This is a genomic window from Kitasatospora sp. NPDC015121 (genome assembly GCF_055562955.1).
The window spans coordinates 153,437-168,078 of the sequence record NZ_JBVHEH010000004.1; the positions used below are offsets into that span (position 1 = coordinate 153,437).

General features: G+C 75.9%; 13 protein-coding genes. 6 read left to right on the top strand and 7 right to left on the bottom strand.

Features of this window, described 5'->3' with window-relative positions; translation table 11 throughout:
* Positions 1-29: 29 nt before the first annotated feature.
* The 5 genes from ACZ3J7_RS06650 to tyrS form a co-directional block, all read right to left on the bottom strand.
* Positions 30-659, bottom strand: a complete 630-nt coding sequence (locus tag ACZ3J7_RS06650) for a GTP-binding protein (protein WP_465617529.1) — start codon at positions 657-659, stop codon at positions 30-32.
* Positions 640-993, bottom strand: a complete 354-nt coding sequence (locus ACZ3J7_RS06655; protein ID WP_100835214.1) for a DUF742 domain-containing protein — start codon at positions 991-993, stop codon at positions 640-642. The genes ACZ3J7_RS06650 and ACZ3J7_RS06655 overlap by 20 nt, the downstream gene beginning before the upstream one ends.
* A gap of 247 nt (positions 994-1,240) precedes the next feature.
* Positions 1,241-1,648 (bottom strand): roadblock/LC7 domain-containing protein, encoded by a 408-nt coding sequence (locus ACZ3J7_RS06660; protein WP_465617531.1) that lies wholly within the window; start codon positions 1,646-1,648, stop codon positions 1,241-1,243.
* The gene (locus tag ACZ3J7_RS06665; protein ID WP_465617533.1) at positions 1,645-3,348 is read right to left on the bottom strand and encodes a sensor histidine kinase; all 1,704 of its coding nucleotides are present in this window, start codon (positions 3,346-3,348) and stop codon (positions 1,645-1,647) included. Before ACZ3J7_RS06665 ends, ACZ3J7_RS06660 begins: the two co-directional genes overlap by 4 nt.
* Before the next feature lie 393 nt (positions 3,349-3,741).
* Positions 3,742-5,163, bottom strand: a complete 1,422-nt coding sequence (gene tyrS, locus ACZ3J7_RS06670) for a tyrosine--tRNA ligase (protein ID WP_465617535.1) — start codon at positions 5,161-5,163, stop codon at positions 3,742-3,744.
* Positions 5,164-5,722: 559 nt separating this feature from the next.
* Here tyrS and ACZ3J7_RS06675 point away from each other — a divergent pair.
* From ACZ3J7_RS06675 to ACZ3J7_RS06685, 3 genes are all read left to right on the top strand, one after another.
* A complete protein-coding gene (locus ACZ3J7_RS06675; protein ID WP_465617537.1) occupies positions 5,723-6,403 on the top strand; it encodes a DUF5995 family protein in 681 nt (226 codons plus the stop codon).
* 73 nt (positions 6,404-6,476) lie between these two features.
* Positions 6,477-7,886 (top strand): hypothetical protein, encoded by a 1,410-nt coding sequence (locus ACZ3J7_RS06680; RefSeq protein ID WP_465617539.1) that lies wholly within the window; start codon positions 6,477-6,479, stop codon positions 7,884-7,886.
* A gap of 38 nt (positions 7,887-7,924) precedes the next feature.
* On the top strand, positions 7,925-8,260 hold the full coding sequence (locus ACZ3J7_RS06685) for a hypothetical protein (RefSeq protein WP_465617541.1): 336 nt from the start codon (positions 7,925-7,927) through the stop codon (positions 8,258-8,260).
* 57 nt (positions 8,261-8,317) lie between these two features.
* Here ACZ3J7_RS06685 and ACZ3J7_RS06690 read toward each other — a convergent pair whose 3' ends face one another.
* A complete protein-coding gene (locus ACZ3J7_RS06690) occupies positions 8,318-9,757 on the bottom strand; it encodes a GuaB1 family IMP dehydrogenase-related protein (RefSeq protein WP_465617543.1) in 1,440 nt (479 codons plus the stop codon).
* 359 nt (positions 9,758-10,116) lie between these two features.
* The gene (locus ACZ3J7_RS06695) at positions 10,117-10,893 is read right to left on the bottom strand and encodes a transglycosylase SLT domain-containing protein (RefSeq protein ID WP_465617545.1); all 777 of its coding nucleotides are present in this window, start codon (positions 10,891-10,893) and stop codon (positions 10,117-10,119) included.
* Between the two features lie 660 nt (positions 10,894-11,553).
* Here ACZ3J7_RS06695 and ACZ3J7_RS06700 point away from each other — a divergent pair.
* The 3 genes from ACZ3J7_RS06700 (at position 11,554) to ACZ3J7_RS06710 (ending at position 14,622) form a co-directional block, all read left to right on the top strand.
* A complete protein-coding gene (locus tag ACZ3J7_RS06700; RefSeq protein ID WP_465617547.1) occupies positions 11,554-12,522 on the top strand; it encodes an AEC family transporter in 969 nt (322 codons plus the stop codon).
* A 103-nt stretch (positions 12,523-12,625) separates the two neighbouring features.
* The gene (locus ACZ3J7_RS06705; protein ID WP_465617549.1) at positions 12,626-14,125 is read left to right on the top strand and encodes an SDR family NAD(P)-dependent oxidoreductase; all 1,500 of its coding nucleotides are present in this window, start codon (positions 12,626-12,628) and stop codon (positions 14,123-14,125) included.
* Complete coding sequence (locus ACZ3J7_RS06710; RefSeq protein ID WP_465617551.1) at positions 14,122-14,622, top strand: nucleotide triphosphate diphosphatase NUDT15; 501 nt, start codon at positions 14,122-14,124, stop codon at positions 14,620-14,622. Before ACZ3J7_RS06705 ends, ACZ3J7_RS06710 begins: the two co-directional genes overlap by 4 nt.
* The last annotated feature ends 20 nt before the right edge of the window (positions 14,623-14,642 follow it).

The following is a 14,642-nucleotide window of genomic DNA, read 5'->3' on the forward strand; positions in this document are numbered from 1 at the left end:
CGGTGTCGAAGAAGGGAGTTGACGATCCGTCAGACTGCCGAGTGGGCGGCGGCGGGCCGGGCGGCGAGGTCGTACAGGTAGCGCATCAGGGCCATCAGGACGTCCCGGCTGGACTCCCGGGAGCGGGCGTCGCACTGCACGATCGGGACGTGGTGCGGCAGGTCGAGCGCGGCGCGCAACTCCTCGACGGGGTACCCGGGCGACTCGGGGAAGCCGTTCAGCGCGACCACGAACGGCACGCCGCGGTCCTCCAGCCGGCCGAGCACGTCGAAGGACACCTCCAGGCGGCGGGTGTCGACCAGCACGACGGCGCCGAGCGCGCCCTCGAACAGGCCGTTCCAGAGGAACCAGAACCGCTCCTGGCCGGGGGTGCCGAAGACGTACAGCACCAGTTCGTCGCTGATGGTGATCCGGCCGAAGTCCATCGCGACGGTGGTGGAGTTCTTCCGCTCCACCCCGGCCAGGTCGTCGATGCCGACGCCGGCCTCGGTCATGGTCTCCTCGGTGGTCAGCGGGCGGATCTCGCTGACCGCGCCGACCAGGGTGGTCTTGCCGACCCCGAAGCCGCCGACGACGACCACCTTGACGGCGGTGGCCATGCCGGCCGGAAGCCGGTCGGCCTCGCGCGGCCCGCGCGGCTCAGAGCCGTTGAAGTCCATGGATCACTGCCTCCAGCAGGGAAAGGTCGGGAAGGGCGGCCGGCGGGACCGGGGCGCGGACCTCGATCCGGCGCTCGGCGAGCAGGTCCGCCAGCAGGACGGTGACCAGGCTGTTCGGCAGCCGCAGGTAGGCGGAGATCTCGGCGACCGACAGCGGGGAGCCGCAGATCCGCAGGATCGCGGCGTGCTCGGGCTGCATGGTGGGCTCCGGCCGGGCCCGGGCGACCACCAGGGTGACCAGGTCGAACCCGGCGGTGGCGGACTTCCGGTCGCGCCCCCCGCTGATCACGTACAGCCGCTCCGGGTTGGCGTCCGCCCAGTCCTGGTTGCTCATCCCCGCACCTCGGTGTGGTCGGCGGCCGGTCGGCCCGCCGGCGGTGTTCCGGTGGTTCCAGTGGTTCCCGCGCTGCCGCCCGGCGGTCCGCACGCCGGGCCTCCCGGCGAGCCGCGCCCGGAGCCGCGCCCCGAGCCGCCCGGCGGTCCGTCCGGCGCGCCCGGTCGCCGCGCTAACGCGGTCCGGCCGCGCGTCGGGAGGGCGTCCGTCCCGGCCGGCCGGCGGGCGGGCGGGGCGGCGGCGCGGGTCACGCGATCTGCTCGCTGCCGCGGACGGGCGTGGTGAGGTGCTCGCCGATCCGGGCGACCAGGTCACGCATCCGCTGCCCGACCAGTCCGGCGTCCACGCCCTCGTCGGCGAGGACGGCCAGGTAGGCCCGGGAGCCGGCCGCCATCAGGTAGAAGAACCCGCCGCCGACCTCGATCACCACCAGCCGCATCCGGCCGTCGCCGTCCGGGAACTCGTGGCCGACCGCGTTGGCCAGGCTCTGCAGCCCGGCGCAGGCGGCGGCCAGCCGGTCCGCGGTGTCGGGGTCGGTGCCGTGCTGGGCCAGCCGCAGGCCGTCGGCGGACAGCACGATGACGTGCCGGATGCACGGAACGGTCTCCGCGAGGTCCCTGAGCAGCCAGTCCATGTTGGTCCGTTGCTGAATCACTTGTCGCCTTTCCCTGCTGACTCGTCACTGGCGTGGCCGGGGCCGCCGACCGGTCCGGCGGTCGGCGCGGTGCCGTTCACGCCGTTGGTGAAGGCGGCCAGCCACAGGCCGGGCTGGACCGGCTCGGGGGCGGATGCGGGTGTGGGGGTCTGCGGTGCCGGGAGCGGGGCCGGGGCCGCCGGGGCGGGCGCGGGCTGCGGCGGGCGGGCGGCGGCCGGGGCCGCGCCGAAGCGGGACGGGGCGGCGTGCCGGCGGCGCTGCGGCAGCCCGTTCGCGGTGCGCTCCAGCACCACGGGCACGTCGTCCTCGTACGCGGCGGGAGCCGCGGCGGTCGGCGCGGCGACCCGGGGGAAGGCCGCGGTGGCCGCGAAGCCCCCGGCGGGGGTGTGGGTCGCGGCGGCGGGGCGGCGGCGCGGCGGGGTGTCGACCGTGTCGCCGGTGGCCGGGTAGGCCTCGCTCGCGGCCTGTCCGGCGTGCGCGGGGAAGGCCAGCGGGGTGGTGGTGGCGATCCGGCCGATGCCGTGGGCGCGGCTGGGCGCGGGCGCGGTGGTGATGTAGGCCTCGGGCACGATCAGCACGGCCCGCACGCCGCCGTACGCGGACGGGCGCAGCGAGACCTGGAAGCCGTACGCGCGGGCCAGTCGGCCGACCACCGCGAGGCCGAGCCGGGGGGCCTCGCCGAGGCCGTTCAGGTCGATGCCGGACTCGGCCTCGGCGAGCATCCGCTCGGCCCGGGCGCGGCCCTCCTCGCCGAGGCTGAGGCCGCCGTCCTCGATCTCGATCGCGATGCCGGTCTGCACCTCGACGGCGGTGAGGTGGACGCTGGTCTGCGGCGGCGAGTAGCGGGTGGCGTTGTCGAGGAGTTCGGCGAGCGCGTGGATCAGCGGTTCGACGGCGGGGCCGACCACGGCGACCTCGGAGACCGGGTGCAGTTCGACCCGGCGGAAGTCGAGGATCCGGGAGATGCCGCCGCGCAGCACGCTGTACAGCGGGACGGGGTTGTTCCACTGGCGGCCGGGGCGGGCGCCGCCGAGCACGGCGATCGAGTCGGCGAGGCGGCCGATCAGCGCGTTGCCGTGGTCGAGCAGCAGCAGGTCGTCGAAGACGGCGGGGTCGTCGCCGTGCCGGTCCTCCATCTTGCGCAGGTCGATGGCCTGCCGGTGGACGATCGCCTGCACCCGGCGGGCGATGTTGACGAAGGCGCGCTGCGCGGACTCGCGCATCGCCTCCTCGTTGTCGACGGCGTCGAGGACGGCGCGCAGCACCGCGTACCGGAAGTCGTGGAACTCGTCGCCCGCGTTGTTGACGTGCTGCTGCTCGTAGGAGCGGAGCACGTCGGTGATGAACTCGCCGCCCTGCATCCGGGCGACGGCCTGCGGGAGTTCGTTCCGGGCGAGTTCGAGCATGCCGGCCTGCTGCCGGGCGAGGCGGTGCCGGTGCTCGGCGTCCCGCCGCTCGGCGTCCTCGCGGAGCAGTTCCAGCGCGCGGCCCCGGCGCACCGCCTCGTACCCGGCGACCGCCACCGCCAGGGCGCCCACCAGCCCGCACCCGATGATCCCCGAGGTCGCCGCGCCCGGGGCCGCGGCGGCGAGGCCGACGGCCGCGCCGATCACCACCGCGGGCAGCAGGCAGACCAGGACGGCCGCGGGCAGCCGTCCTCCTGACGACGATCCGTCTGGTGACGATCCGGCTCGAAGCATCGGCTTCCTCATACGCTCGGGGGGACGGGGGTGCGGGCGGGGCCGGGCGGTGCGGCGGGGCCCGGGGCGCGAAGCAGCATAGCCGGTGCACGGTGCGTCTGACGGGCCGTCAGAGTTCTTTTCCCCCAGGAGAGTTGCGCTGGTGGGAAGGCTCGAACGGCGCCCGGCGGAACGGTTCGCACCGCCCCGCGCCCGACTCATAGGCTTGTCGCACCACGCGCCCCCGCAGTAGCCCCCCGCGCCGGATTCACCCGGACGAGCGGCGCTTGCGGCAAACTTCCGACCGTTCCCGACCGCTGGTGCTAGGCGCGCGTTCCCCCACCATCCCTTCACCCTTCCTCCGCACCGCCGCGCACCGCCGCACCACCGCCGTCCGCGTCCGCGCCGAGGTCCTCAGGCCAGCTCGACCACCTTCCGCCCGCAGCGCAGGAACACCCGCCGGGTCGCCTGCGGCCGCGCCAGGTCGTGCGCGCCCAGCACGACCCGCAGCCGTTCGTCGGCGTCGGCGCGGCCGAGCGGGACGGTCCGCCGCGCGCCGTCGGTGTGTTCGACGACGAGCCGGAGGCCGCCCGCCTCGGCGACCCGGCGGACCTGGTTGAGGCTGGGGAGCTCGCCGCTGACCCCGACCAGCAGTTCGCCGAGCGTCGCCGCGCCGTGCGCGGCGGAGTCGACGGCGGGCAGCGGCCCCGCCTGGGAGTAGCGGCGGACCGAGAACCGCGCCCGGAAGGCGTCCCGCGCGGCGAGCGCGGCCGGCTCGCCGTGGACGGTGGCGGTGACGGCGGCGGCCAGCAGGGTCTTCACGGCCATCGGGTGCCGGCGGCCGTCGTCGACCTGGGCGAGCAGCAGGTCGACCTCCTCGTCGAGGAGTTCGGTGAGCGCGCGCAGGTAGGCGGGCAGCAGCCGGTCCGCGCAGGACATCAGCCGGCCGAACATCTCCTCGGCGGGGAACCCCAGCCCGACGTAGTTGTTCCGGGACTTGCTCATCTTGGCGCCGGTGCCGTCGGTGCCCTCGATCAGCCCGGTGGCGAGCACCACTTCGGGCTGCTGCCCGCTCGCGCTCATCACCCGGCGGCACATCTGCAGGTTCAGCAGCTGGTCGAGGCCGCCGAGTTCGACGTCCGCGACGAGTTCCACCGAGTCGAGCGCCATCACCACGGAGTAGACGAGCTCGGCCAGGGTCAGCCCGCTGCCCTCGGCGAGCCGGTTGCGGAAGTCCTCGCGCTGGAGCGCGGCGGAGGCGGGCAGCCGGGCGAGCACCTCCAGGAAGCGCGGCAGCGTCATCGGCTCCAGCCACTCGCCGTTGAACCGGAACTCCGCCCGTTCGAAGTCGAAGAACGGCCCGACCTGCTGCCGGTAGGTGGCGACGTTGCGCCGCACGTCCTCCCCGGTGAGCGGCGGCCGTTCGGCGCTGCGGCCGGACGGGTCGCCGATCCGGGCGGTGACGTCGCCGACCAGGAACACCACCCGGTGGCCCATCCGCTGGAGCCGGCTGGCCAGGATCATCGGGACGGCGTGCCCGAGGTGCACCTCCGCGCCCGTCGGGTCGATGCCGAACTTGACCGTCAACGGCCGCCCCAGCGACAGCAGTTCGGCCAGCCGCCCGCTCCCGGGCAGCACCCGCGCGGCCCGCGCCCCGAGCAGTTCGGCCTGCCGCCGGGCGGGCAGCCCGGACAGGTCGGCGGCGCGGCGCCCCGCGAGCAGCCCGAGCAGCCGGGCCAGCTCCGGGCCCTCCCGCCACTCCCCCTCGTCCTCGATCAGTTCACGCAGTTGCCGGACGCTCCGGTCGAACGCGGTGGCGGTGGTGGTGGCGGTCATGGCCGTCCTCTCGGGGGGGGCGTCGGCGCACGGCGCGGCGGCAGGGCACGGCCGCGCGGCGCGAACGGGGGTGCTGGGGGGGCTCGGAGGAGGCCGGACGGCAGGGGGTGCCGGCCGGCCCGCGGAGGGGCGGCCGCCCACGACTCGCGGCAGCGGTGGCCGGACCGCGCCGGCGCCCCGCCCGCGGAAGGCGGGTCGAGGCGTCGGCGGGAACGTCCGGAAGGGGAACCGGGAGGCTCGGTCACCCGCAGGAGGGGCGGACCGCGGGGCGGTGTGCACCGCCACTAATATCGCTTCACCACGCGAGCCTCCGGGGACAGGGGACGGCGGGAGCGCGAGGTGCGCCCGGCAGCGCCGTCGCCGCCCATCCTGCCCCACCCGCCCCGCCGCGCGCACCCGGATTGTCCGTCGCCGCTCCTCCCCGCCGGGGCCGCCCCGTTTTCCACCCGCCCGCACCACGCGTGCGCCTTGGCAGCGGCGGTACGGCCTGCGAAGGTGACGGGGTATCAGCCCACCATCCGCTTGTCCGACCGATCGCCCGCCCGCGAGGAGGACCCGCATGACCGCACCGGTGCTGACGGTGGACCAGGTGGTCGACCGGATGGCGGGGCTGGCCGCCGAACTCCCGCCCGGTGACGGCGTCGCCGTGTTCAACGCGGTGTACCTGACCGTCACCCGCCTGGTGCGCGAGCAGCTCGCCACCGCGTACTTCGACGACCCCGCCACCATGGCCGAGCTGGACGCCGTCTTCGCCGCCCGCTACCTCGCCGCCGTCGACGACGACCTGGCCGGCCGCCGCCCGGCCGCCTGCTGGCGGCCGCTGTTCGAGCTGCGCGCCGCCGCGGGCATCCACCCGCTGCAGTTCGCGCTGGCCGGGATGAACGCCCACATCGAGAACGACCTCCCGCTCGCCGTCCTGGAGACCTGCCGCCGCACCGGCCGCACCCCGGACCGGCTGCACGCCGACTACCTGCGGATCAACGACCTGCTCGCCCGGGTCGAGGACCGGGTCCGCGACGCGCTGCTGCCCGGCCCGGACGACCTGCCGGTGGCCGACCCGCTGATGCACGTGGTCGGCGTCTGGTCGATCGACCGGGCCCGGGACGCCGCCTGGGCCTCCGTGCTCGCCCTCTGGGAGCTGCGCCGCCTGCCGCCCGCCCGCGCGCTGGTGGCCGACGCCCTGTCCGGCTCGGTCGGGATGGTCAGCCGCGCCCTGCTGACCCCGTTCGGCCCGAACTGACGGACCCGTCCCCGATGATGGTGCCCGGAACCCCGCGCTCCCGCCGGGGGCCGTCGGACGGGACGGAACGCCGATGCCCAAGCACCACCAGCCGGACCCCCGGTCCTTCGTGCAGGTCGCCCGGCGGCCGAGCCTCGGCGTCGAACTGTCCACCGGCCGGGCCTGGATCGGCGTCGACCAGCAGGTCGGCCACGGCTCCGCGGACGCCCTGTTCGCGCTGACCGACGAGCAGTACGCGACGGCGCTGGCCGGCGAGTGGCTGGGCCCGTTCGAGGGCGAGTGCTGGCGGGGCGGGCACGACGACCTGCTGCTGTTCCACCCGGGCGGCGGCTCCTGGTCGCCGGAGCGCTGGTCCCCGGCCCGGGCCCGCCCGCTGCCGCCCCGCTTCGAGGGCGAACTCTGGTGGCACGTCGACGCGCTGGACGGACCGCCCGACGGCCCGCCCGCCGCCGTCTCCCGCGCCCTCGCCGCCGGCACCGGCACCGCGGCGTTCCGCCTCACCGGCGACGGCGCCTACCCGCGCCCGGCCGCGCTGATCGGCGGCCTGGGCCCGGGCAGCGACCGCGCGCGGGCCCGCGCCGTCCTGGGCGAACCGCTCCCGGCGGACGGCGGCCCGGACGGCGACGTGCACGCCGTCGAGGGCGACCGCGTCCGGCTCGGGTACGTCGACGGCGGCCTGGCCACCGTCGCCCTGGAGCGCCCGGCTCCCCGGCCGCTGCCGGAGGGCCCGGTCGGCGCGCTGCTCGCCGTGCTCGGCGAGCCCGAGCAGGGGGAGGCCTTCCGCGCGGTGGCCCGGGCGGCCGGCGGCGCGCACCGGCGCTGGGCGGCCTCGTCCGGGTCCTCCCGGCGGCTGCTGGTGTTCGACGGCGGCACCGAGGTGCAGAGCGAGGACGGCCGGGTGCTGGGCGTCCGCCGGCCCGCCGCCGGCCTGCTCCCCGGCTCCCGGGCCGAGGTGCACGCCGTGCTCGGCCCACCGTCGGCCACCGTCCGGGGCGTCGACCTGCACCGCTACGGCGTCCGCGACCTGCTGGTCGGGTACGGCTCCGAGTTCGACTCCGCGCATCCGGCGGCGGCGCCGGGCGCGCTGACGGCGGTGCCGCGCGGCGCCGACCTCCCGGCCGACCCCTACCGCTGGCGCTCCGGCGAGTTCACGCTCTTCCTGGACGTCCTGGGCCGCCCGGAGGCGCACCCGCTGGTCGCCCACGTCCGCGCCCTGCCGGGCGTGCGCCTGGCGGCGCACCGGGGCGCGGTCGCCGAGGTCGTGATCGGCGCGGCCGGGCACCGGGCCGAGCGCTTCGCCGCCTTCGTCGACGGCATGCCCGCCGAGCCCGTTCGCGCGGACGTCCCCCTCGGGCGGCCCGACCAGCGCGGCGAGCACGACGACCTGCGCGAGTTCGCCCGGGGTTGGATCCACGTCCACGCGCCGGACGGGGACCGGGTCGGCACCGTCACCGTCACCCGGCGGCCCCCGCGGGTCCGCTGACCGGCGGCGCTGTCGCACCCCGCCCCTACGCTCGGCCCATGAGCGTCTCCCTCTACTACAGCGCGCGCCGCCCGGCGCCGCTCACCGCCGCCGAGCGGGCGGCCGTCGAGCGGATCACCGCCGCCCACCGGGCGGCCTTCCCGTACCCGGACGAGGAGGACCTGCACCTCTACGGGGACGGCGGCGGCGAGCCGGACGGCCTGCTGGCCGGCTCGACCAAGCTGCCGGTCGACCCGGACCGGGCGCTGCCGGTGATCGACCACGTGCTGGGCGCGGTGACCGAACTGCGCCGCGCCCTGCCGGGGGCGGCGTGGCACGTGCACCTGGACGACCTCGACGTCCCGTGGACGGAGGACGACGGCTACGGCTTCTGAACGGAACGGAACGGGGCGGGGCCGGCGCGCTGCGCGCCGGCCCCGCCCCGTTGCCGCTCACGCCCAGCTGGAGTGCAGCGGCTTGCCCTCGGCGTAGCCGGCCGCGCTCTGGACGCCGACGATCGCCTTCTGGTGGAACTCCTCCAGGTCGCCCGCGCCCGCGTAGGTGCAGGAGGAGCGGACGCCCGCCACGATCGAGTCGATCAGGTCCTCGACGCCCGGGCGGGCCGGGTCGATGAACATCCGCGAGGTGGAGATGCCCTCCTCGAACAGGGCCTTGCGGGCGCGGTCGTAGGCCGACTCGTCCGAGGTGCGGTTGCGCACGGCGCGGGCCGAGGCCATGCCGAAGCTCTCCTTGTACTGGCGGCCGTCCGCGGTGGTCTGCAGGTCGCCGGGCGACTCCAGGGTGCCGGCGAACCAGGAGCCGACCATCACGTTGGAGGCGCCGGCGGCCAGCGCCATCGCCACGTCGCGCGGGTGGCGCACGCCGCCGTCCGCCCAGACGTGCTTGCCGAGGCGGCGCGCCTCGGCGGCGCACTCCAGGACGGCGGAGAACTGCGGGCGGCCGACGCCGGTCATCATCCGGGTGGTGCACATCGCGCCGGGGCCGACGCCGACCTTGAGGATGTCCGCGCCCGCCTCGACCAGGTCGCGCACGCCGTCCGCCGAGACCACGTTGCCCGCGACGACCGGCACCTGCGGGTCGAGCCCGCGCACCGCGCGCAGCGCGTTGATCATCGACTCCTGGTGGCCGTGCGCGGTGTCCACCACCAGCGTGTCGGCCCCGGCCTCCAGCAGCGCCTTGGCCCGGCCGGCCACGTCGCCGTTGATGCCGACGGTGGCGGCGATCCGCAGGCGGCCGGCCGCGTCGACGGCGGGGGTGTAGAGGGTGGCGCGCAGCGCGTTCTTCCGGGTCAGGATGCCGACCAGGGTGCCGTCGGCGGCGACCACGGGGGCGAGCTTGCGGTGCGCCTCGTTGAGCCGGTCGAAGGCGGTGCGCGGGTCGATGCCCTCGTCGAGCAGCAGCAGGTCGCGGGACATCACCTCGGAGAGGCTGGTGAACCGGTCCACGCCCTGGCAGTCGCTCTCGGTGACCACGCCGACGGGCTTGCCGCCCTCGACCACGACCAGCGCGCCGTGCGCCCGCTTGGGCAGCAGCGAGAGGGCGTCCGCGACGGTGTCGCCCGGGCTGAGGGTCAGCGCGGTGTCGTGCACCAGGTGCCGCTGCTTGACCCAGCCGATCACCTCGGAGACGACCTCGATCGGGATGTCCTGCGGGATCGCCACCAGCCCGCCGCGCCGGGCCACCGTCTCGGCCATCCGCCGCCCGGCGATCGCGGTCATGTTCGCCACCACCAGCGGGATGGTGGTGCCGGTGCCGTCGTTGGAGGAGAGATCGACACCCTGCCGGGAGCCCACCGCGGAACGGCTGGGGACCATGAAGACGTCGTCGTACGTGAGGTCGTACGCGGGCTTGAGGTCGTTCAGGAAGCGCATGAAGGGGCTCTCTGGCTGGGGAGAAACGTTACGGCGCGGCGCGGCCGAGCCGCACACACCCAACGTTCGATTCTCGTTCATTCCCCCGCGCCGGGCCAGCTCACGCCCGAATCCTGAAGACCACCACAACCGGCACCCCCGGATCCCGGAACCTCCTCGTACGATCCTCCAATGGCCCCCGGAGCCCACGGTGCCATCGGTGCCGTCGGGGCACCGGGCCGGCCCCCGCAGCCGCAGCACCGGCCGGTCCGGCGGCGGCCTTCCGCACCCCTCCGCCCCTCCGGACGCGCCGCGGCCCCCTGCGGCGCGTGGCGCGCTGCCGAGGGGGCCGAGAAGGGCGGGTTCCGCTCCGGAGGGGCTCAGTAGCCGCGCCAGTGGGAGCCGTAGCCGCGGGCGGCGGCCATGTTGTCCATGCTGCCGTAGCGGACGTCGCAGTAGCGGGAGCTGGCGACCAGGTTGTCGACGGGGTTGCGGATGTCCGTGTGGCCGGGCAGCGCGTACGCCTTGAAGGTCGGCTGGATCATCTGGGTGAGGCCGATCGACGGGGTGCCCTTCTTGGCGTTCGAGTCCCAGTTGTTCTGGGCGTTCGGGTTGCCGGAGGACTCGGCGATCGCGGCGGCCCGCATCGCCTTCGCGGACGGGACGTGCTTGCCGTTGGCGGCCAGCACGTCGCGGGCCTCCTCGATCCAGCCGTCCAGGTTGTTCGCGTAGGTCTTCTTCGCGGGGGCGGCGGGCTCCTCGGCCTTCGGCTGCTCCTGCTGGGCGGGCTGGGCCTGCGGCTGCTGCTGGGGCTGCTCCTGCTGGACCGGCTGGGCCTGCGGCTGCTCCTGGGCGGGCTGCGCCTGCTCCTGCTGGGCGGGCTGGGCCTGCTGCTCCTGCTGCTGGACGGGCTCGCGCTGCTCGCTGCGGGAGGCGGCCTGGTCGTCGCCACCGGTGGTGGCCGCGGTGTCGGCGGCGGCGACCGCCGCGCTGTCGGTGCGGCCGGACGCCGGGCCGGCGAACGCCTGCGTGACGGGCAGCAGGGTGCCCACGGCGATGGCGCCCACCAGACCGAAGCCGAGGACGGCGTCGGGCATGCGGTGGTGGCCCATCCGGACCTGCGGGAGTCGGCCGAGGCCGTGCTTGATGCTTCGCATTTCGGGTACCTCCGAGAGTCGGTTCCAGGTCACGCCGAGCCCGGGTGGACGTGCGGGATCCCCGCTCGGTGCGGGTTCCTCGGCCCGGGACGGCCGGCCCGGCGGCTCCTGCTCACCGGGGACGCGTGCGCCGCGCTGGTCTCGCGGTCCGCTGCGTCGTGTCAGCCCCGTGAGCACTCGGACCGGCTCGGGGCACAACCACGAGACTGCCGGAGGCCCAACGGCGCGGCAAACACCCGGAGATGGGCCCTGCACAACTCCTTCACATCCCGAATCCCCTTGCACCGCAAGGGAGTTCACCGGCTCCGACCCCCCTTATTCCGAGCCGGCTGTGAAGAAGGCCACAGCGGCGCCCCACCCGCCCCCGCCGGCGGCTCCCCGGCCCCCGCCCGGTCCCGCCAAGGCTTCCGCGCCCTTCGGCCCCCCTCCGGGCCCCGCGCGGCGTGTGACCCCGGCCACCGCCCGGCCCTGTGACGCCGCTCTCCCCCCGGCCACCCAGCGCAGCCGCCCGACCACCCGGACCGCACCGCGCGTGACCCGGCTCACGCCCCGTCAGCCCCGTTCCGTCCCGGCTCGTCCGCTTCCGTTCCGCTTTCGCTCCGCACCGACCCGCCTCCCCCGCCCCCGGACCCGCCTGCTTGACTGCGGCGGGAGGTCGGGATGGAGGGGCTGCTGGCGGCGTTCGCGCCGATCTGGGTGCTGACGGCGGTCGGCTGGCTGGCCGGGCGGACCGGACTGCTGGGGGCGGACGCGGAGGCGGTGCTCGGACGGTTCGTGTTCCACGTGGCGATGCCGGCCGCGCTGTTCACCGTGGTGGCGCGCACCGACCTGGCCTCCTTCGCCGACACCTGGGTGCTGGCCTTCGCCGCCGGGACGGTCCTCGCCTCGCTGCTGGGCCTGCTCGCCGGCCGGGGCCCGGCGCGGGGCCCGGCGCGGACCACCGCCGAGCGGACGGTGGCGGTGATGGCGGCGGGCTACGTGAACTCGGGCAACCTCGGCATCCCGGTGGCCGCGCAGGTGCTGGGCGACGCCTCGTACGCCGCGCCGGTGCTGCTGTTCCAGGTGCTGCTGGTCACACCGGTGGTGCTGGCGGTGCTGGACACGACCACCGGCGCCGCCCGGCCGTCCCCCGGCCGGCGGCCGTGGCGGGTGGCCCTGCGGCGGCTGGCGCTGCTGCCGCTGCGCAACCCGGTGATCCTGGGCGCGGGCCTGGGCGCGCTGTTCTCGGCGGCGGGCTGGCGGCTGCCGGACCCGCTGGCGCACTCGGCGGAGCTGCTGGGCGCGGCCGCCGTCCCGGCCGCGTTGGTCACCCTGGGCCTGTCGCTGCACGCCCCGCCCGGCGCGGCGGCGCAGCGCCCGGAGCGCGGCGAGCTGACCGTCGCGGTGCTGGTGAAGGCGGTCGGGCAGCCGCTGGCCGCGCTGGCGGTGGGCGCGCTGCTGCTGCGGCTGCCGGGGCCGCAGCTGCGGGCGGCGGTGCTGCTGTCGGCGCTGCCGACGGCGCAGAACGTGTACGTGTACGCGCGGCTGTACGGGGCGGCGCCGGTGCTGGCCCGGTCGGCGGTGCTGGTGTCGACGGTGCTGTCGATGCTGACGCTGTCGGTCATCGCCTGGTCGCTGGGGGGCGGTTGACTCCGGCCCCGGCGGCGTGCGGCAGGTCACAGGCTTCGCCCCGGCGGGGGCGGCTCCCGTAGAGTTCGGCGGTACGGATGGGGCGATCGAGGAAGCATCGGCAGTGACGAACCAGCAGAACGGCCCGGGCAGCGCCCCGGTCGAGGACGACACCGACTACGGCAAGGGCATCGACCCCGAGCGCCTGGAGCTGTGCCTGGAGGTGCTCGCCGAGCTGGACGGGATCCACGTCGACCACCCGGACGCGATCCGGGTCCGGCTGGCGGTCGGCGGGCTCTTCCGCACCCTGAAGCAGCGCCGCCGCCAGGAGACCCGGGCCCGGAAGACCGCCAACGACCGCGCGGTGACCGCGCGGACCGCGACGGGCGCGCCGGGGCGGATCGACGACGAGACGGCGGGCGCGTTCGGGCTGAGCACCGAGACCACCACCGAGCTGGCCGGGATCCTGGAGCGCCCGCGCTCCTGCTACACCTGCAAGCAGCGGTACGTCGAGGTGGACGCGTTCTACCACCAGCTGTGCCGGAACTGCGCCGCGCTGAACCGGGCCCGCCGGCACGCCCGGGCGGACCTGACCGGCAAGCGCGCGCTGCTGACCGGCGGCCGCGCCAAGATCGGCATGTACATCGCGCTGTGCCTGCTGCGCGACGGCGCGCACACCACCATCACCACCCGCTTCCCGAACGACGCGATCCGCCGCTTCACCGCGATGCCGGACAGCGCCGAGTGGATCCACCGCCTGAAGGTCGTCGGCATCGACCTGCGCGACCCGGCGCAGGTGATGGCGCTGGCGGACGAGGTCGCCGCGGACGGCCCGCTGGACATCCTGATCAACAACGCGGCGCAGACGGTGCGCCGCTCCCCCGAGGCGTACCGCGAGCTGGTCGCGGCCGAGAGCGCGCCGCTGCCGGCCGGGGCGCTGCCCGCTTCGACGGTGATCGGCCGGTTCGGCTCGGGCGCGGTGGACGTGCCCGCCCTGCCGGGGCAGAGCCGCGGCGAGCAGCCGTCGGTGAGCGCCGCGGAGGTCACCTCGCTGGCGCTGGTGACGGGTTCGGCCTCGCCGGAGCGGATCGCGGCCGGCACCGCGATTGACGCGGGCGGCCTGGTGCCCGACCTGGCGGACACCAACAGCTGGGTGCAGACCGTCTCCGAGGTCGGCCCGATCGAGCTGCTGGAGGTGCAACTGTGCAACTCCACCGCCCCGTTCATCCTGATCTCGCAGCTGCGCCCGGCGCTCGCCGCGTCCTCGGCGCGCCGCAAGTACGTGGTGAACGTGTCGGCGATGGAGGGCGTCTTCGAGCGCGGCTACAAGGGCTCGGGCCACCCGCACACCAACATGGCGAAGGCCGCGCTGAACATGCTGACGCGCACCAGCGCGCAGGAGATGTTCGAGACCGACGGCATCCTGATGACCGCGGTGGACACCGGCTGGATCACCGACGAGCGCCCGCACCCGGAGAAGATGCGCCTGCACGAGGAGGGCTTCCACGCCCCGCTCGACCTGGTGGACGGCGCGGCCCGGGTCTACGACCCGATCGTCCGCGGCGAGCTGGGCGAGGACCTGTACGGCTGCTTCCTGAAGGACTACCAGAAGGGCAAGTGGTGACGGACCCCCGGCTCCAGCTCCGGCTCCCTCCCGAGGCGCACCCGTCGCCGCCGCTGGTCGGCGCGGGCGTGATCGTGCCGACCGGGGACGGGCGGGTGCTGATCGGGCGGCGCACCACGGCCGGCGAGCCGCCGACCTGGAGCCTGCCGGGCGGCAAGGTCGACCACCCCGGCGAGTCCTTCGAGGCGGCCGCCGCCCGGGAGTTGGCCGAGGAGACCGGCATCGTGCTGCCCGCCGAGGAGATGCGGGTGCTGGCGGTGCTGCTCGACCACGAGCTGGGCCGCACCCGGGTGACGGCGGCGGTGCTGGCCCCGCCGAGCCTGGCCGAGGCGCTGGTCACCGAGCCGCACGCGTGCGCCGGTTGGGAGCGCGTCGCGCTGGACGCGCTCCCCGAGCCGATGTTCTACCCGTCCGCGCAGGTCCTGGCGGCCTGGCTGCCGGAGTACCGCGCCCCCGGCGGCACCTGGCACTATCCGACGGGCCCGCAGGGCTCCTGACGGCCCGTCAGAACCCCTTG

Excerpts from the sequence above, each read along its gene's own strand:
- ACZ3J7_RS06695 (WP_465617545.1), bottom strand. The coding sequence starts at position 10,893 with ATGCGAAGCATCAAGCACGGCCTCGGCCGACTCCCGCAGGTCCGGATG.
- ACZ3J7_RS06680 (WP_465617539.1), top strand. The coding sequence starts at position 6,477 with ATGCCCAAGCACCACCAGCCGGACCCCCGGTCCTTCGTGCAGGTCGCC.
- ACZ3J7_RS06655 (WP_100835214.1), bottom strand. The coding sequence starts at position 993 with ATGAGCAACCAGGACTGGGCGGACGCCAACCCGGAGCGGCTGTACGTG.
- ACZ3J7_RS06665 (WP_465617533.1), bottom strand. The coding sequence starts at position 3,348 with ATGCTTCGAGCCGGATCGTCACCAGACGGATCGTCGTCAGGAGGACGG.
- ACZ3J7_RS06700 (WP_465617547.1), top strand. The coding sequence starts at position 11,554 with ATGGAGGGGCTGCTGGCGGCGTTCGCGCCGATCTGGGTGCTGACGGCG.
- ACZ3J7_RS06650 (WP_465617529.1), bottom strand. The coding sequence starts at position 659 with ATGGACTTCAACGGCTCTGAGCCGCGCGGGCCGCGCGAGGCCGACCGG.
- tyrS (WP_465617535.1), bottom strand. The coding sequence starts at position 5,163 with ATGACCGCCACCACCACCGCCACCGCGTTCGACCGGAGCGTCCGGCAA.
- ACZ3J7_RS06675 (WP_465617537.1), top strand. The coding sequence starts at position 5,723 with ATGACCGCACCGGTGCTGACGGTGGACCAGGTGGTCGACCGGATGGCG.
- ACZ3J7_RS06685 (WP_465617541.1), top strand. The coding sequence starts at position 7,925 with ATGAGCGTCTCCCTCTACTACAGCGCGCGCCGCCCGGCGCCGCTCACC.
- ACZ3J7_RS06690 (WP_465617543.1), bottom strand. The coding sequence starts at position 9,757 with ATGCGCTTCCTGAACGACCTCAAGCCCGCGTACGACCTCACGTACGAC.